Raw genomic sequence first — 17,294 nt, forward strand, 5'->3', positions numbered from 1 at the left:
TTGCCGCAGTTTGCCCCCAGCCAGCCCTTGGCTGGCACGCGGCGGAACTGTACAAACACCGCGAGATCCAAAGGGCTCGTTGCGGCGTGGTGCGATGTTTTCCGTGACGGCCCGTTTCAACTCGGACGGAGTATCAATGGCTGAGCGCAAACTGTCGACGAAAGCTGCGGCGCTGACAACGTCGATTGCGGTGGCCGGAGCAATCGCCCTTGCGGCCATGTCCCCGGTCTCTGCCCAGGAAGCGGCGGAGCAGGATCAGAACCCTTGGGTGAAAGTCTGCAACACCGATCCCAACACCCAGAAGGAAGTCTGCCTGGTCACTCAGGAGCTTCGCACCGACCGGGGCCAGTTCATGGCGTCCGTCGCGATCCGCGAGATCTCCGGTGAGGACCGGCGCGTGCTTCTGTCGGCCGTTCCGGTCGGCATGCTGATCCAGCCGGGTCTGCGCGTGCAGATCGACGGCGGCGAGCAGCAGCAGGCCCGCTATTCCATCTGTTTCCCGAACGCCTGCTACGCCGAGATGGTCGTGGAGAGCGCCTTCGTGAACAAGCTCAAGGCCGGCGGCAATCTGAAGCTCACCACCCTGAACCAGCAGGGCAAGCCGGTGAACTTCGACGTGACGCTGTCCGGCTTCACGGCCGCCTATGACGGCGAGGCGCTTGAGCCCCAGGCGCTTCAGCAGCAGCAGGAACAGCTCCAGGAAGAGCTGAACCGCAAAGCCCAGGCGGCCCGTCAGCGGCTGATCGAAGAACAGCGCAAGGCGAGCGAAGCGGCCCAGGGCAACTGAGCCCGCGCGCGCCGGGGCCTTTTCCACTGAGACGGACACGTCTGAGGGGAGAGGCGCTCCGGACTGTTTCGAAAGGCCGGTCCCATCGGGGCCGGCCTTTTCGTGTTCTTGATCTTGATTTTGGGGCCATATCCAATCGCCCGGACGTGTTCGCCCGAGCGGAAAAGTCTATCCGTCGTTGGCCGAATTGAGATCTTCCGCACTGATGCCGATCTGCCGGATGGACGCGCTTTCGGCGGCCCTGACCCCCGGCCCGAGCGCGTCGGAGGCGTCGAGGAAAACGATGCCTTCGGCCGACAGGATGCGCTTCACGGCGTCGAGCGCGGTGTTATCCTTCATGGTGCCGGCCTCGAGCCGCTGAATGTCGATGGTGGACAGCCCGGCCTTCTCTGCGAGCTTTTCCACACTCCATGACAGTGCGGCCCGGCCCATGCGGATCTGAACGGCTTCCATGGTTCCCCCGTGCTGACTGACGGGCGTTGTGCCCGGCGTTTCCTTCGCTTCGGTCTGCGCTGGAAACCGCATGAGATCCGTGGGCGTTCCAGGCGACCGGTCGGCGTGACGGAAAAGCGTCGCCTGAAAGGCGACTGCCGTCCAGCCTCTTTCAACCCGACGTGGTCCCATAAAAAAAGCCGCCCGGACCTTTCGGGCCGGACGGCTTGTTTCGGGCAGGGCGGCGAAGGCGGCCCGCGGGAGGCTCGATCGGGTCTACTGTTGGATCGGTCCCAGATTGATGAGCTGCACCCGGCGATTGACCGCCGCGTAGGGGTCGCTCGGGTCGCGCAGGTCTTCTTCGCCGAGGCCCACCGGCGCGAGCATCTCCGGCGGCACGAAGAAGGTGGTGGACAGCGCGTTGGCGACGGCGTTTGCGCGCCGCTGGCTGAGCTCCAGGTTGTATTCGCGCTTGCCCTTGGCGTCGGTGTGGCCGATCACCAGAAACCGGTTGCCGTAGAGATACGGCGTGTGCAGCGCGTCGGCGATCAGGCCGAGCGTGTAGTAGGAGTCCGGCTTGATCCGGTCGGAATCGAAGTCGAACGTGATCTCGACGATGAACTGCCGGAGCTTGGCGAGCTGCGCTTCGGCCGGCAGGTCGGTGGTCGAGTTGTCGCCCGGATTGTTGCGGATGTTGTCGAGGGCCTGCTGACGCAGTTCTTCCGCGGTGATCTGGACGCGGGTGTTCTCGACGCTCTGCAGGTTGTTGATGATCTCGTTCCGGCTGAGCTGGGTCTGTGCCGAGGCGGGCACGGCAAGGAAGGCCAGCGCAGCGGCGAGCAGGATCGTCCGTTTCATGTGTTGTCTCGCTCGTATCGGTTTCCGGATGCGCTCAGCGATAGCCGGCGTCGGTGATGGCCTGGTTGCAGCGATTGCCGACCGAAGGCTCGGCCTTGAGAAGGCACTTGAAGAGCGAGCCCTTCTTCTGGAAGCCGACGCTGCCGGGGGTGTTGAGGCCGCACAGCTGCTGCGCATCACGGGCGCAAAGCTGGGGCACGGCCTCCTGGGCGGCATGGCGCTTCTGCAGAAGCTCGTAGACGCGCACGTAGTCGGCCTTGCAGGTGGCCGAGATCTTGGACGCGTTCGATTCCAGGCACTTCTGGATACCGAAATTGCCGATATTGGCGGTCTTGCAGTAGGTGTTGATGTCCTGGCCGCAGCTCTGGGCGAGGATCTTGATGGCGTCGGCATAACCGACGGTCTGGGCCGCAGCGGGCGGCGACGCGGCCGCGAAGCCGACGAACGCGGCCACTGCAGCCGCGAGCAGGAATTTCAGGCGATACATAAGCAACCTCCCAGTCCACTGGATTTCTAGACAAGGTCGTCGACCTGCGACGAGCCGCCCCACCCCCGTGAAAAGCAGACTCGCGGGCGCATGTCCAAGGGAATCGAGGCAGACGGCCACGTTCCCGTCGCAGGAAAGCCGCAAATCACCCGGTCAGGATACGTGGTTTTGGGAGGAACGGGGATCGGTTTCCGGCCGAATGCGGGGTCTGATGCGAAAATCCGGTCCCTGAAACGAAAAACGCTCCCCCGGAGATCCGGGAGAGCGCTCGCGTTCTTCGATCTGTCTAGTCGATCAGGCGTCCGGCTTCTCGTGGTCGTGGTCGTGGGCGTCGTGCTCCTCGCCCTCGATTTCCTCGACCTCGACTTCGACGGTTACCAGTCCGGCCTTCTCGAAGGTCAGCTCGATATCGAAGTGTTCGCCGTGCTCGAAGGTCTCGTGCACGCTCTCCAGCTCGATCCAGACCGCGCCGGGCTGAAGCGTCAGGGTCTGGCCGCCATTGATGGTAATGGCCTTCAGCTCGCGCGTCTCGAGCGCGCCCTCGGCGCTCAGGACCTGGCCCTGGAAATGGACGTGGTCGGCGAACGGAACCGACGCCTTGATCAGCTTGTCGGGTTCGGCGCCGATGTTCTCAATGGTCGTATAGACCCGCATCGAGTGGGCCATCTCGGCGTTCTCGAACGTGTAGCTGTGGCTCACGGCGATCTCGCCGGAGGACACGCGCTCGCCGGCGTGATGGGCAACGGCTGCGGTTGCAAACAGGCCCGCTGCCAGCGCGCCGAGTACGATCTTCTTCATGGTCGCTCCTATTGGGGCCCTCCGCCCCGGTTCGCAGTTTCAAACGTGCCGGCCGGTCTCCTGGCTCGCGCCTCACCGGTGCGGCATCTGCCTTCCCGAGCCTCACGGCTCAGTGGCGTTTCGCGATGCCGCGCCTCAGCGCCTACAGTTGCGGGGGCAGCTCCGGCATTGCCCACAGGGTATCGAACCTTGCGTGCGCACCGGATTCCCAAAAGTCGCCTGTCTGGCGACGCCGACGGTGCAGACCATCGCAGAAACCCGGTTCGAAGGAAAGAGATCGCCCCGGTTGCGGCCGGGCGACGGGGCTACTGCACCGCGATCGCATGGAAGAAGCTCCCCGACACGTTGCCGACCCGATGTCCGGCGCCGCCCAGGTCCCGGCCTTCCGCGTCCGTCACCGTCGCGAACGCGATCGACGGATCCGGATCGAACGCCGTGATGGAGGCGTAATGGAATTCGTGCCCGACCAGGCGGCTGCCGGCGTCCGCAAAGCAGTTGGCACCGGCCAGACTGGCGATTCGGTAGCCGAGGTGAAGCTTGCGGCTGGCGTAGCTTGTGGTCACCGGAAGGAGGCCGGCCATCGGATGGGTCACGCCGTCGGCGTCTTCCAGGGCCTCGCCGAGCACCATGTAGCCGCCGCACTCGCCGTGAACCGGGCGGGTTTCGGCGAACGCCCTCAGGCCGGTCAAAAATCCGGTCGCAGCGGCGAGCGTCGGGGCATGAAGTTCCGGGTAGCCGCCCGGCAGCCAGCAGCAGTCGCAGTCGTCCGGCGGCGCCTCGTCGGCAAGAGGCGAGAACGGCATGATCTCGGCGCCGGCGGCGCGCCATCCGGCCAGCACGTGCTCGTAGACGAAGGAGAAGGCGCGGTCGAAGCCGAGCGCGATCCGCTGGCCCGGCGGGCGCAGGGCGGCGGTTTCCGCGCCCGCTATCGGCCGGGTCGGCCGGGCCGCCGCGACGAGGGCGTCGAGATCGAGCGAGGCCTCCGCCACGTCGGCCAGCGCGTCGAGACGGCTGTTCAGGTCCGCCGTTTCCCCGGCCTGGACCAGGCCCAGGTGCCGCTCGGGCAGGCTCAGCGTCTTGTCCCGCGCAATCGCTCCCAGGACCTTCAGGCCCGTCGGCTCAAGCCCGAGCCGCACCAGCCGTTCGTGCCGCTCGCTGGCGACGTTGTTCAGGATCACGCCGGCGATCGAGATGCGCGGATCGTAGGCCTGGCAGCCGAGCGCCACGGCCGCGGCCGACTGGGCGTGGCCGGAGACATCGAGAACCAGCACGACTGGCCAGCCCATGTGGGCGGCAACGTCGGCGCTGGCGCCCGTGCGGCCGGCTTCGCCGCGCACGCCGTCGAACAGCCCCATGGACCCTTCCGCGACGAACAGGTCGGTGTCGCCGCTGACGCTGTCGACGAGACCGCCCATCACTGTCGGCGCCATGGCGAACGAATCGAGATTGATCGCGGCTCGGCCGGTCGCCGCCGCATGGAAGGCGGTGTCGATATAGTCCGGGCCGCACTTCACGCCGCGCACGCGCCGTCCGGCACGCGTCAGCGCGCGCTGCAGCCCGAGCGTGACGGTGCTCTTGCCGGAGCCGGAGCGGGGGGCAGCGATCAGAAGGCCGGGAAGGGCGCTCATGCGTCGGTCGGGGTCCGGTTGGTGATCAGATGGGATACGATCTTCTCGCGGAAATCGGCGATGGCGCCGATGGCGACCACGGCCGGCGAGCGGATCGTGCCGTCGGCAGCCAGCCGCGGCAGGTCCTTGAGCACGGTCTCGACCACCTGCTCGTCGGCCATGGTGGCGGCATGCACGGCGACGGCCGTGGTCTCCGGCGCCATGCCGCCGGCCACCAGTCCCTCCACGATCGCCGGCATCTTGGCCACTGCCATGTAGAGCACGATCGGCGCGCCGGTCCGGGCGAGGCGGGCCCATTCCAGGATTTCCCCGTCGGCGGCATGGCCGGTCGCCAGCACCACGGCGTGGTTGGTGTCCCGGGTGGTCGCGGGAATGCCGTGGACGGCGATGCCGGCCAGACCGCTCGACACGCCCGGAATGATGCGGAAGCGCACGCCGGCCTCCGTCAGGGCCAGTGCTTCTTCCCCGCCGCGTCCGAACACGAACGGATCACCGCCCTTCAGCCGCAGCACGCGCTTGCCGTCGCGGGCCAGCGCGATCAGCCGGTCGGAGATGTTGCTCTGGGAGGGCGAGGGCTTGCCGCCCCGCTTGCCGGCATAGTCCAGGGTCGCCGACGGGTTCGCGAGCTCCAGCACCCGCTTGTCGACCAGCGCGTCATAGACGATCGCATCGGCCCGGCGCAGGCCGTTCACCGTGTGGATCGTCAACAGGCCGGGATCGCCGGGGCCGGCGCCAGCCAGCCAGACGGTTCCGGGCTCGAAGGGAGGCGTGAGACTGTCGAGCGTCATGACGCACGCTCCGATCGCTGACGCGCGGCCTGCAGACGCCTATAAGGGCCGGCATGGACGAGGATCTCCCCAAGGGCCCGCTGCGCCGCGGATGGACCACCGGAAGCTGCGCGACGGCGGCCGCCAAGATCGCCTATCTCGGCTGGCGCACCGGCGATTTCCCGGCGAGCGTTCCCATCACGCTGCCCTCCGGCGACCGGCCGGAGTTCGCCACCGCGTGCCACGGAACCGGTGCGGAGGGCGCCTGGGCCGGCGTGATCAAGGACGCCGGCGATGATCCGGACGTGACCCATGGGGCGCTTGTTATCGCGTCGGTTTCCGCCGGCGCAACCGGATCGGGCGTGACTTTCCGGGCCGGCGAGGGCGTCGGCACGGTGACACGGCCCGGTCTGCCGATCCCGGTCGGCGAGCCGGCCATCAATCCGGTGCCCCGGCAGATGATCGGCACGGCCATCGACGAGGCGGCTGCGGAAACCGGCGGCCCGCGCGACGTGGTGGTCGAGATCGGCATCCGCGGCGGCGCCGAGCTTGCCCGCAAGACGCTGAATCCGCGTCTGGGCATCGTCGGCGGCCTGTCGGTGCTGGGCACCACCGGCATCGTGGTGCCGTTTTCCTGCGCGGCCTGGATCCACACCATTCATCGCGGCATCGACGTCGCCCGCGCCGAGGGCCTGACCCACGTGGCGGGCGCGACCGGCTCGACCTCCGAGGCGGCCGTCCAGAAGCTCTACGGTCTGCCGGAAACGGCGCTGATCGACATGGGCGATTTCGCCGGCGGCATGCTGAAATATCTGCGCGGCCATCCGGTCGCCAACGTCACCGTCGCCGGCGGGTTTGCCAAGATGACGAAACTGGGGCAGGGGCTTCTGGACCTGCATTCCCGCTCCGGCCGGGTCGATTTCGACTGGCTGGCGGACCGGGTCGCGGAAGCGGGCGGCGATGCGGATCTCGTCGCCCGTGCGCGGAGTGCGAACACCGCCAGTCTGGTGCTGGACGAGGCCGCGCGCGCCGGCCTCGCCATCGGCGATCTGGTCGCGGATCATGCCTGGCGCACCGCCGCCCGCGCTCTCCGCGACGAGGCCATGGCGCTGGAGATCGTGGTGTTCGACCGGCAGGGCACGCTCGTGGGCCGCAGCGCCATGCGCACGCTGAAGGACTGATCCGGTCATTCCTGGCTCCCGTCCGGTTCGTGACGCGGGCGGAACCGCCGGTCGTAGTCCGTCGAGTAGAGCGCGCTTTCCTTGAAGTCGCCGGGCTTCAGCGCGCGGCCCACGAGGATCGTGGCGGAGCGCTCGATCTCGGCGGACAGCGCCATCTGCCGGAGCAGGCCCAGCGGGGCGCGCAGGACGCCCTCTTCCGGCCAGGTCGCCCGGAAGACGATCGCCGCCGGGCAGTCGCGCCCGTAGTGGGGCAGCAACTCGTCGATGACCTTCTCCAGCACGTGGATGGAGAGATGGATGGCGAGCGTCGCGCCGGTGGCGCCGAAGGCGGCCAGCGTCTCGCGCGGCGGCATCTTGGTGGCCCGGCCCGACGTGCGGGTCAGGACAAGGGACTGCGCCACTTCCGGCACCGTCAGTTCCACCTGGAGAGCCGCTGCCGCCGCGGCGAACGCCGGCACGCCAGGTGTCAGATCGTAGGGAATGCCGAGCCGATCGAGCCGGCGCATCTGCTCTCCGACCGCACTCCAGACCGAGAGGTCGCCTGAGTGAAGCCGCGCCACGTCCTGACCGGCCTGATGGGCGCGCTCCATGTGGCCGATGATCTGGTCCAGATCGAGCGGCGCTGTGTCGATCTTTTCCGCGCCTTCGGGGCACCAGTCGAGCATCTCGGGGGCGACGACCGAGCCGGCGAACAGGCAGACCGGCGAGGCGGCGATCAGCTCGCGTCCGCGCACGGTGATCAGGTCGGCAGCACCCGGTCCGGCACCGATGAAATGAACGGTCATCGGACACCCTCCGCAAGCGCGCAGGTGGCGGACGCGGACGCGATCCGCGGCAGGCGAAGGCGCGCCTTGGACCCCGCGGCGATCAGCGCGGCGGCTTCGGCGACGGAGCCGACACCGTAGAGCTCCTGGATCCGGTCCGAGCGTGTCAGAACGGCATTGGATACGGTCGATAATTCTTGTTTTGAAATAGCTTGCACGTCTTTCTTCAGGTTTTCTTTCAGCATTTGGATGGCCGGGTGGTCGGCCAGTTGGTCAAGGGTTGCCAGACAGTCGATCCGATCCGGCGACAGACCGCTCTCGGTGCAGGCGCGCTGCAGCAGCTCGGCCAGTTCCTCGGCCCCCGCCGACCGACGCAGTCCAAACCCGGCGGCGATCATGGCTTCACCACCCGCCACTGGGTCACCGGCATGGCTGCGCGCCAGCCGTGCATGCCGCCGACGGCTTCCAGACGGGCGACGGACAGCCGACGCATCTCGCCGCCATGGTCGGCGAATAGGGCCTGCAGGCGCGCTTCGCTCTCGATGGTCACTGCGTTGGCGACCAGACGGCCGCCGGCAGGCAGCGCCGCCCACGCGACCTCGAAGACCCCCGGCGTGGTCAGGCCGCCGCCTATGAAGACGGCGTCCGGGGGCGGCACATCGGCAAGGATGTCGGGCGCCTGGCCACGTACGACCGACAGGCCGTCTGCGCCGAACCGCTCGGCGTTGGCCTCGATGCGGGCGGCCCGGTCGTCGCGGGCCTCGATGGCGGTTGCGGTGTTGGCGAGGTGGCGGATCGTCCACTCGATCGAGACCGAGCCGGAGCCTGCGCCGATGTCCCACAGCCGCTCGCCCGGCAACGGAGCCAGCGCGGACAGGGTGAGGGCGCGCGTCTCCGCCTTGGTGATCTGTCCGTCGGTCTCGAACCAGGCGTCGTCGAGACCGGGCGTCAGCGGCAGGACCCGGGCCGTCGGATCGGCGACGATCTCCACCGCGATCAGATTGAGCGGATCGATATCGTCGAGGGCGAAGGCGGCGGCGAGCGCGGACCGCCGCCGCTCGTGCGGGCCGCCCATGCGCTCCAGCACCGTCAGCCGGCTGCCGCCGAAGCCGCCGGCCGTGAGCATCTCGGCCAGTCGCGCCGGCGTCGTGCCGTCCCAGGAGAGGGCCAGGATCCGCGCGCGCGGCGTCAGATAGGGAACGATCCGGGCCAGGGCGCGGCCGTGCAGGCTGATCGCCACGCAGTCCTGAAAGGCCCAGCCCATGCGCGCGGCCGCCAGCGAAAACGCCGAGGGTTGCGGAAAACACACGATTTCCTCGGGCGCGACGCGCCGGGCCAGCTCGCTGCCGACGCCGTGATGGAACGGATCGCCGGTCGCCAGGACGCAGACCGGTTCACCGCGCCGGGCGAGAATGCTGTCGAATGCGTTCGTCATCGGGCTCGGCCAGGCGGCGGCTTCCGCTTTCAGCGGGCCGGCCAGGGCGAGATGGCGCTTGCCGCCGATCACGAACCGCGCGCCCTCGAGAGCCCGGATGGCGGCGGCGGAGAGGCCGTCGCGCCCGTCTTCGCCGATGCCGACGACCGAGAGCCAGGGGGCGGTGGCCGTTTCGCTCGACAAGGCCGCGTTGGTGGAGGAAAAGTCAGCCATGACCGTTCTCATTCTCGGCGGCACCAGCGAAGCTGCTGCTCTTGCCAGATCGTGCGCCGACGCCGGGATCGAAGACGTGCTCGTCTCGCTGGCGGGCCGCACCGCTCGGCCGCTCCCGCTGCCTTATCCGACCCGCGTCGGCGGGTTCGGCGGCGCGGCGGCGCTCGCCGAATTCCTGCGGGAGACCGCAATCACCGCGCTCGTCGACGCGACCCATCCCTTCGCGGCGCGGATCTCCGCCAATGCCCAACATGCTGCCGGCGCGGCCGGGATCCCCGCGCTGGCGCTCCACCGGCCTGAATGGCCGCGCGAACCCGGCGACGACTGGGTCGAGGTGGACACCGTCTCCGATGCGGTCGCAGCCCTTGGCGAGACCCCGCGCCGGGTTTTCCTGACGGTCGGAAGGTTGGAGCTTCCCGCCTTCGCGGCCGCGCCCCAGCACGCCTATCTGGTCCGCACCATCGAGCCGGTGGGCGACGCGCTGCCGGTCCCGAAGCTGGACGTCATCGAGGCCCGGGGCCCGTTCACCGCCGAGGACGAAGCCGCCACCATGGTCAACAACGGGATCGATGTCGTCGTGACCAAGCATTCCGGCGGCACGGCCACCTACGGCAAGATCGCCGCCGCCCGGGAACTCGGACTTCCGGTGATCATGGTCCGCCGTCCGCCGCCCTCCGGCATGACGGCTACCTCTGATCTGGATGAGGCCGTTGCATTCGTACGCACTCATGCCGGCACCTCCACGAAGCGGGGCGTGTAGACGAACGGCGCCTTGTCTCCGCGCTCGATCAGCCGGGTGGTGGACGCGCCGATCATCACGACGGTCGCCATATCGGCCATCTCGCCGCGCACCTCGGCGAGCGTGAGAATGCGCAGCTGTTCGTCCGGCCGGCCCACGGCACGGGCCAGGATCACCACGCTGTCGGGAGCCCGGTGATTTCGGGCGATGTCGAAGGCGGCATCGAGCTGCCAGGGTCGCGCCTTGGAGATCGGATTGTAGAGGGCGATGGCGAAGTCGGCCGCAAGCACCGCCTCCAGGCGCCGGGTGACGACCTCCCAGGGCTTCAGATTGTCGGAGAGCGACATGGCGCAGAAGTCGCCGCCGAGCGGTGCGCCGGCCCGTGCGGCCGCCGCCAGCATCGCCGTGATGCCCGGCTCCACCCGGATGTCGAGGGCGCGCCAGTCGGCCGGTCCGGTCTCGACGGCCTCGAAGATCGCTGCCGCCATGGCGAAGACGCCCGGATCGCCGCCGGAAACGACGGCCACGGTGCGCCCGTCTGCGGCCATCTCCAGGGCGAGCCGTGCCCGGTCCAGCTCGACCCGGTTGTCGCTGCCATGGACGGTCTGATGCGCTGCCGGCGCAAGGCGGGCGAGATAGGCATGGTAGCCGACGAGATCCGTCGCCGCCGCGAGCGCTGCCGTCGCCGCGGGCGTGAGATAGCGCGGATCGCCGGGCCCGAGCCCGATCACCGTGAGGGTCCCGGTCACAGCCGCCTCCCGATGCCGGGCACGATGATCATGGAGAAGTAGGGGGCCGTTGCGTCGGAGCGCTCCGCCAGCGGCACGATGACCTGTTCCGGCATCGAGGCGCGCTCCACATAGATCGCGCGCTCTTCCAGGCCGGCCTCTTTCAGGGCGGCGCGGACCTTCGGCAGATGGCGGCCGAGCTTCATGATGACGGCGGCGTCGGTTGCCTTGAGCCGGCGGGCGAGATCGTCGGCGGGGAGCGTGCCCGGCAATACGGTCAGGACGTCGTCGCCCCAGGTGATCGGGGCGTTGGCGTGGGTCCAGGCGGCCGACATGCCGGTCACGGCGGGCACCACCTCGGTCGGGTAGAGGGGGCTGAGCCTGCGCCAGAGATGCATGAACGAGCCGTAGAAGAACGGGTCGGCCTCGCACAGCACGGTGACCCGCTTGCCGGCGTCGAGGATCGCCGAAAGCTGCTCCGCGCACTCTTCGTAGAACTGGGTGATCTGGCAGCCGTAGCGGGGATCGGTCACCGGAACTTCCGTCGTGACCGGATAGGTCAGCGCCATTTCCCGGTCCGGATCGGAGCCGACGACGCGGTCGGCGATGGTGCGCGCGTTGCCGCGGCGACCGGCCTTGCAGAAGTGGACCAACAGGTCGGCTTCCTCCAGAAGCCTGCGGGCCTTCACGGTCATGTAGTCTGGATCGCCGGGGCCGAGGCCGAGGCCATAGAGAAGCGTGGGCGTGTCGGAGGGGGGCTGCATCGTCATTCGACCGCCGATGCCAGAGCGTTGACGGCGGCGGCCGCCATTGCGCTTCCACCGCGCCGGCCGCGCACGACCAGGAAGGGCACGCGTCCATCCTCGGCGAGCGCGTCCTTGGATTCCGCCGCGCCGACGAAGCCGACCGGAATGCCGATCACGGCAGCGGGTTTCGGCGCGCCGTCGTCGAGCATTTCCAGGAGCCGGAAGAGGGCGGTCGGCGCGTTGCCGACCACCACCAGCGAGCCCGCGAGCCGCTCGCGCCAGAGCTCCATGGCCGCTGCCGTGCGCGTCGTGCCGAGTTCGCGCGCAAGGTCGGGGACGCGCGCATCGTCGAGCGCGCACACCACGTCATTTCGCGCAGGCAGCCGCGCGCGCGTGACCCCGTTCGCCACCATTTTCGCGTCGCACAGGATCGGCGCGCCGGATTTTAGCGCAGCCTCGCCGGACGCGGCGAAGTCGTCGGACATGGCCACGTCCTTCGGCAGATCGGTCATGCCGCAGGCGTGGATCATGCGGACCACGACGCGCTCGGCAGTGCCGGACCAGGGGGTGAGATCGGATTCGGAACGGATGATCGCGAACGAGCGGCGATAGATCTCGTCGCCCGCTTTTATGTAGTCGTGGCGCATCGGGGTGCGCGGCCTCCAGTGATTTGGTGCGCGAAATCGGCGGCGCCGTCTGCGCCTTCGAGATGCTGCACAATGACGTCGAAATCGGCCTGCGCAACCGGCGCGTCGAACGGTCCCCCGTCGGGGATGATGTCGACGCCGGTTTCGCCGGCAACCAGGGTGAGATCGGACGCGCCGCGTCGGACGCAGCCCTTGCGGCAGCCCGACAGGTGCACGGACGCCGGCCAGGGACGAGCGGGCAGGTGCCGCGCCAGCCGGGCGGCGAGATCGTGGGTTTCGGCGTGGCCGCTGGCGCAGGCGGGGGCGCCCGGGCAGGTGACGATGCGCAGGCGCGGATCGGCCGGATCGTTGACGAGACCGCAGGCGGCAAGCCCGTGGAGGGCCGTCGAGGCTTTCTCCGGGGCCAGCGGCGCCAGGACGAGGCCGCGATTGGGGGCCAGCCGCAGCTCCGGGAGACCGGCCTCTTGGGCCACGTCTGCGGCGGCAGCGAGCATGTCCGCGGTGATCTGGCCGAACGGCGCAGCGGCGATCGCGGCGAAGCGGGCTGTCCCGAGCGGCACAAGACCGGCGCGGGGAGGATGCCCGGATCGGGTGGCCGGGCCCGGCTGGCCCTGGTCGACAAAGGGCTCGAGCTCCGTGTGCGGCAAAAGCCGGACCCGCCGGACGTTGTTGGCACGCAGGAGGCGGCCAAGCCTTTCAAGCAGAGCGCCAATGGTTTCCTCGAACGCAGCCGGGCTGACCGGCGCGCCCCAGACGACCCCGTTCTGCCGGGCGAGACCGATGAGGAGGTGGCCGGTGGCGGCTGTCCGTACGCGGATGTCCGGGGCCAGATGATCGAGGGGAAACCGGTCGTCGCAGTCGATGGCGACGAGGAATTTCGCAGGCAGCTCGACCTTGCGGGCTGCCCGTTCGACGGTGTCGGCGAGCGCGCGGCCGTCGAGCCCGCCGTCCGAGACCAGATCGGCGATGGGCGAGATAACGGTGACGCGGAACGGCGCACGCGGGGAGGGTTCGACCAGCCCGACACGCCCGAGCCGCGCTTCCAGCTCGGCCCGGGTGGCCTCGCGGACGCCCCGGATCTGGAGGTTGGCATGGCCGGTGATGTCGAGAACGCCGTTCCCGCAGGCCCGCGATGCCTCGGACACCGCCAGCGCCTGCTCCGGCGAGAGGACGCCATGGGGCGGATGCAGGCGCGCCAGCAGGCCGTCGCCCGATTCCATCGGACGCAGGATGCCGGGACACCAGCCGCGGGCGAGGGGATCGGCCGCCGCATTCATTCCGCCGCCTCGTCGAGAAGGGCCGCGGAATTGAGCCGGCTCTGCCAGATCCCGCGGCGGCGCAGGTCCGCGAGACGGTCGCGGATCGCCTGCTCGGCGGGGGCGTTCGCCTCGCGCAGCCGGGCATTGACCTCGTCGTCGAGCACATAGGCCTGGAGGATGGCGTCGAAGGCGCTCTCGGGCACCGCGTCGGTGGTGGCGGCGAAGACGTAAAGCGCCTCGACGCCCTGCGCGAGCTCCGCGCCGCCGCGCCAGCCGTGGGCAAGCTGGGCATCGATCCAGCGCGGATTGGTGAGTCGGCCCCGGACGATGCGGGCGAGATCCTCCGTCAGCGTCCGGGACGTCGGACGGTCCGGGTTGGAGGTGTCGAGGCTGTAGAGGGCCGGATCGGCGCCGAGCTTGCGGGCGGCGGCGGCGAATCCGCCGAACGAATCCGCGATGGAATCCCCGTCGAGCAGGTCGCGCTCGCCGACATCGGTGGTGTGGACGAAGGCGTCCGCCGCCTCGACGCGGGCGGAAAAGCCCTGATGCGCCGTGCCGTCGCCGCCGCGTCCGCCGAAGGCGAGCCCGGTCTCGGCCAGATAGACCGCGCCCAGATCCTCCGTCGCCTCCCACTTGCCGTCGAGGGCCTGACCGGACACCCCGGCACCGTAGCGGCCCCAGGCCGCGCCGAAGATGCGGGCCATCTCGTCACCGGCCAGACGGGCTTCGGCCAGCGCGTTCCACTCGACGTCCTCGTCGAGGGCGGCGATCTCGCGAACCGCCTGATCGATCAGCGCGATCTGGTCGGGGAAGGTGTCGCGGAACGCACCGGAGATCCGCACGGTGACGTCGATCCGTGGCCGGTCAAGGCGGGCCAGCGGCTGGATCTCGAAACCGGTCACACGGGTGGAAGCGTCGTCCCAGCGCGGCCTGGCGCCCATCAGCGCGAGGATGTGGGCGATGTCCTCGCCGCCGGTCCTGAGCGTCGGCGAGGCCCAGAGATCCATGACCACGCGGCGGGGCCAGTCGCCGTGATCCTGCAGATGCCGCCGCACCACCTCGGCCGCCGCCTTCTCGCCGAGATGGGAGGCCGCGCGGGTCGGAATGGCGCGGGGGTCGACCGTCGACAGATTGCGGCCGGTGGGGATCACGTCGTGGCGGCCCCGCGACGGAGAGCCGGCCGGACCGGGCACGACGAAGCGTCCGTCGAGAGCGGTCAGCAATCCGTCGCGCTCCCCGGACGAGCAGCTCTCATAGCCTTCCGGGGCGTCGGCGAAGACATGCAGGCCTTCGCGCACGTTGATCTCGCCCAGATCGCACAGATGGGCGTCGAGCCGGGTGAGGGCGTCGGCCATCTCCATGTCGCGGGTGACGCCGCATTCGGCGGCAAGCCCGCAGATCTCGGCGCGCTCCAGAATATCGGCGGCGACCAGATCGGCCCGGCGCGGGTCCAGCACCTGCGCCTCGGAGAATTCTTCCACCAGTTCGCGCAGCGCGGCGGCTTCGCCGTGCAGCCCCGCTTCGCCGACGAGGGGCGTCAGGTGGCCGATGGTCACGCCGGAAATCCGGCGCTTGGCGGGAGCCGCTTCGCCCGGATCGTCGACGATGAAGGGATAGATCACCGGCATCGCGCCGACCGCCAGCCGCGGCCAGCAGGACGGCGACAGCGCCACCGCCTTGCCCGGCAACCATTCGGTGGTGCCGTGGGTGCCGAGATGGATCATCGCGTCGAAGCCGCGTCGCAGCGCGAGATAGAACGCAAGATAGGCGTGAGTCGGGATCTCGTCGGGGTCGTGATAGATCGCCTTGCGATCCGTGCCCCGGCTGCGGTCGGGCTGCAGGGCGACGATCGCGGTGCCCGCGCGCGCCACGGGGAAGCGGAAGGTGCCATCCACGCAGGACGGATCCGTCTCCGGCTCGCCCCAGCGGTCCAGCAGCGCATCGCGCCGGTCGGCGGGGAGTGTGTCCAGCCAGGCCCGGTAGTCGGCGAGCGGGATGGCGAGCTCACTGCCGGGGCGCTCAGACTGGCTTCCCGTTGTCGCGGGAGGGAGCGGAGAGTGAGGATCGGCTTCGGTATTTGCCGCAGCCTCGCCACCGACGCCGCTCATCCCCGCGGAAGCGGGGATCGAGGGCGTGTCTCGCAGCCACCCGTTATCCGGCCCTGGACTCCCGCCTTCGCGGGAGTGAGCGGAGAGTGGGGCGGATGCCGGAGTCGTGATCGCTGGCGCTTCGGAGCTGGGCCCTGGATCCCCGCCTTCGCAGGGATGAGCGGAGACTGAGGCCGATACCGAAGGCGTGATCGCCGGAGTATGGGGACGGTCGGCGTGGCCGGCTGTCAGCAGTTGCATCAATTGCTGGCCGTCGAAGTCCCGCTGCGTGGCGTAGCCGGCCTCGGCCAGGACATCGAGGATGCGGCAGCTGGACGCCGGTGTGTCGAGCCCGACGGCAAAGCCGGCGCGACCGGCCCGGGCCGGATAGTCGGAGAGCACGACGGCGACGCGACGTTCCGCCGCTGGCTTGCGGCGCAGCCGCACCCAGCCGGCCGCCTGGGACGCAAGCGCCTCGATGCCGTCCCGGTAGGGCACCTGCACGCGGCGGGCGAAGGCGAGCGCCGGATCTTCGGCGGCTTCCTCGCGGAACGAGATCGGATAGCCGGACATCCGACCGTCGAATTCCGGAAGCGCGACCTGCATGGCGAGGTCGGCGGCGGCGAGCCCGCGATCGGAGGCCTCCCAGGCTTCCTGACGGCTGCCGGAGGGGGTGGCCTGAAGGATGGGGCAGTCGGCCCGGTCGAGCACGAACTCGGCATCCTGACGGGCGGAGAAGGCGGTGGTGGAGACGATCACGTCCGGGCGGCGGGCTTCGATGAGCTGCGCGAGGCCGTCCTTGACGCGCGGATCCTTCAGGCTGGTCACCCCGAGGATCAGCGGCTCCAGCCCCTCGGCGGAGAGAGCTTCGGAAAGGGCCGCCAGGGGCGCGGTCTCGCCGGCGAGGATCGCCGACCGGTAGGCAATGACCAGGGCGAGGGGCGCGCCGCCAGCGTCTTCGGGGTCAGATTGGTGGGGCGCCTTTCCCCTTGCTCCGCTCATTCCCGCGGAAGCGGGAATCCATAGGGCATCTGCAATGGCGTCCGGAAACTCCGTATGGACACCCGCCTTCGCGGGAGTGAGCGGAGTTTGGGGCGGTCGCTGATTGGCCAGATCATCCGGGGATTGGTCGGGAGAGGCGTCCCTGGATCGGGAACCGCCAAGGTCACCGACCGGATCGAAGATGCCGCGCGCGTCGTCCCAGCCGACCAGCGCTGGCACGTCCTGAAGCGACACCACCGCTCCCTCGTGGCCGATCTCCCGGCCGAGCAGGCCGAGCAATGCGGCCATGTTCTCCACGCCGCCGGCGGAGAAGTGGGCATCGATCTCGGCGCGGAGGTCGTCGGTCACGGTCGAGTGGGCATCCAGCCGCGCGTCGGCGCGTCCGTCGCCGGGAATGACGGCGAGCTTGATGCCGTTCTGGCGACAGCATGCCGAGACCGCCTCGACGCCGTAGCGCCAGTAGTCGAGACCGCCGAGACAGCGGACAACCACGGCTTTCGCCCGGGAGAGCGTCTTGTCGATGTAGAAGTCCACCGACAGCGGATGCCGCAGCCGCTTGAGGCTGGCGAGCCGGAGCGAGGGACCCGTGCCGCCGGTCCGGTCATGGGCGGCGGCGATCGCCGACAGGTCGGAATCGGCGAACGAGAGGATGACGATGTCTCCCGGCGGCTGCGCGAGATCGACGGCGGTCTCGCCGTCGTCGAGGCTCACGCTGGAAACCGGGAGAAGATGCATC

At 69.5% G+C, this 17,294-nt stretch carries 17 protein-coding genes and 1 riboswitch; of the genes, 3 read left to right on the forward strand and 14 right to left on the reverse strand.

What is annotated here, in order from left to right; genetic code table 11:
* Positions 1-136: 136 nt before the first annotated feature.
* Entirely contained in the window at positions 137-787 is a 651-nt protein-coding gene (locus tag J2S73_RS10595; protein ID WP_306885493.1) for an invasion associated locus B family protein, read from the forward strand.
* Between the two features lie 168 nt (positions 788-955).
* On the opposite strand, the gene J2S73_RS10600 is transcribed toward J2S73_RS10595, so the two are convergent.
* From J2S73_RS10600 to cobA, 6 genes are all read right to left on the reverse strand, one after another.
* Complete coding sequence (locus tag J2S73_RS10600; protein ID WP_306885494.1) at positions 956-1,240, reverse strand: helix-turn-helix domain-containing protein; 285 nt, start codon at positions 1,238-1,240, stop codon at positions 956-958.
* Between the two features lie 255 nt (positions 1,241-1,495).
* Positions 1,496-2,077 (reverse strand): OmpA family protein, encoded by a 582-nt coding sequence (locus J2S73_RS10605; RefSeq protein ID WP_306885495.1) that lies wholly within the window; start codon positions 2,075-2,077, stop codon positions 1,496-1,498.
* A gap of 34 nt (positions 2,078-2,111) precedes the next feature.
* Positions 2,112-2,564 (reverse strand): hypothetical protein, encoded by a 453-nt coding sequence (locus tag J2S73_RS10610; RefSeq protein ID WP_306885496.1) that lies wholly within the window; start codon positions 2,562-2,564, stop codon positions 2,112-2,114.
* Between the two features lie 294 nt (positions 2,565-2,858).
* Positions 2,859-3,362 carry a copper chaperone PCu(A)C gene (locus J2S73_RS10615; RefSeq protein ID WP_306885497.1) on the reverse strand — a complete coding sequence of 168 codons (504 nt, stop codon included), beginning with the start codon at positions 3,360-3,362 and terminating at the stop codon, positions 2,859-2,861.
* Positions 3,363-3,395: 33 nt separating this feature from the next.
* A riboswitch (cobalamin riboswitch) is annotated at positions 3,396-3,614 on the reverse strand.
* 53 nt (positions 3,615-3,667) lie between these two features.
* Entirely contained in the window at positions 3,668-4,990 is a 1,323-nt protein-coding gene (locus J2S73_RS10620) for a cobyrinic acid a,c-diamide synthase CobB (RefSeq protein WP_306885498.1), read from the reverse strand.
* Complete coding sequence (gene cobA, locus J2S73_RS10625; RefSeq protein ID WP_306885499.1) at positions 4,987-5,778, reverse strand: uroporphyrinogen-III C-methyltransferase; 792 nt, start codon at positions 5,776-5,778, stop codon at positions 4,987-4,989. Before cobA ends, J2S73_RS10620 begins: the two co-directional genes overlap by 4 nt.
* 53 nt (positions 5,779-5,831) lie before the next feature.
* On the opposite strand from cobA, the gene J2S73_RS10630 reads away from it, so the two are divergent.
* Positions 5,832-6,938: a cobalt-precorrin-5B (C(1))-methyltransferase gene (locus tag J2S73_RS10630; protein ID WP_306885500.1), complete on the forward strand. Its 1,107-nt coding sequence runs from the start codon at positions 5,832-5,834 to the stop codon at positions 6,936-6,938.
* 5 nt (positions 6,939-6,943) lie between these two features.
* On the opposite strand, the gene cobM is transcribed toward J2S73_RS10630, so the two are convergent.
* The 3 genes from cobM to cbiE are packed head-to-tail and all read right to left on the reverse strand — an operon-like array spanning position 6,944 to position 9,350.
* Positions 6,944-7,723 carry a precorrin-4 C(11)-methyltransferase gene (gene cobM / locus J2S73_RS10635; RefSeq protein WP_306885501.1) on the reverse strand — a complete coding sequence of 260 codons (780 nt, stop codon included), beginning with the start codon at positions 7,721-7,723 and terminating at the stop codon, positions 6,944-6,946.
* The gene (locus tag J2S73_RS10640; protein ID WP_306885502.1) at positions 7,720-8,100 is read right to left on the reverse strand and encodes a cobalamin biosynthesis protein; all 381 of its coding nucleotides are present in this window, start codon (positions 8,098-8,100) and stop codon (positions 7,720-7,722) included. Before J2S73_RS10640 ends, cobM begins: the two co-directional genes overlap by 4 nt.
* Complete coding sequence (gene cbiE / locus J2S73_RS10645) at positions 8,097-9,350, reverse strand: precorrin-6y C5,15-methyltransferase (decarboxylating) subunit CbiE (protein ID WP_306885503.1); 1,254 nt, start codon at positions 9,348-9,350, stop codon at positions 8,097-8,099. The genes J2S73_RS10640 and cbiE overlap by 4 nt, the downstream gene beginning before the upstream one ends.
* Between cbiE and J2S73_RS10650 the strand changes: the two genes are divergently transcribed.
* Positions 9,349-10,110 carry a cobalt-precorrin-6A reductase gene (locus J2S73_RS10650; RefSeq protein WP_306885504.1) on the forward strand — a complete coding sequence of 254 codons (762 nt, stop codon included), beginning with the start codon at positions 9,349-9,351 and terminating at the stop codon, positions 10,108-10,110. The two genes, cbiE and J2S73_RS10650, sit on opposite strands and share 2 nt — an antisense overlap.
* Here the strand turns inward: J2S73_RS10650 and cobJ are convergent.
* The 5 genes from cobJ to cobN are packed head-to-tail and all read right to left on the reverse strand — an operon-like array spanning position 10,077 to position 17,293.
* On the reverse strand, positions 10,077-10,838 hold the full coding sequence (gene cobJ / locus J2S73_RS10655; RefSeq protein WP_306885505.1) for a precorrin-3B C(17)-methyltransferase: 762 nt from the start codon (positions 10,836-10,838) through the stop codon (positions 10,077-10,079). The genes J2S73_RS10650 and cobJ overlap by 34 nt on opposite strands.
* A complete protein-coding gene (locus J2S73_RS10660; protein ID WP_306885506.1) occupies positions 10,835-11,587 on the reverse strand; it encodes a precorrin-2 C(20)-methyltransferase in 753 nt (250 codons plus the stop codon). Before J2S73_RS10660 ends, cobJ begins: the two co-directional genes overlap by 4 nt.
* The gene (locus tag J2S73_RS10665; protein WP_306885507.1) at positions 11,584-12,210 is read right to left on the reverse strand and encodes a precorrin-8X methylmutase; all 627 of its coding nucleotides are present in this window, start codon (positions 12,208-12,210) and stop codon (positions 11,584-11,586) included. Before J2S73_RS10665 ends, J2S73_RS10660 begins: the two co-directional genes overlap by 4 nt.
* Positions 12,192-13,487 carry a ferredoxin-like domain-containing protein gene (locus tag J2S73_RS10670; RefSeq protein WP_306885508.1) on the reverse strand — a complete coding sequence of 432 codons (1,296 nt, stop codon included), beginning with the start codon at positions 13,485-13,487 and terminating at the stop codon, positions 12,192-12,194. Before J2S73_RS10670 ends, J2S73_RS10665 begins: the two co-directional genes overlap by 19 nt.
* Positions 13,484-17,293, reverse strand: coding sequence for a cobaltochelatase subunit CobN (gene cobN, locus J2S73_RS10675; RefSeq protein ID WP_306885509.1), 3,810 nt, complete (start codon positions 17,291-17,293; stop codon positions 13,484-13,486). Before cobN ends, J2S73_RS10670 begins: the two co-directional genes overlap by 4 nt.
* Position 17,294: the final 1 nt, after the last annotated feature.

The sequence above is a fragment of the Amorphus orientalis genome (assembly GCF_030814015.1).
In the GTDB taxonomy this organism is placed as follows: domain Bacteria; phylum Pseudomonadota; class Alphaproteobacteria; order Rhizobiales; family Amorphaceae; genus Amorphus; species Amorphus orientalis.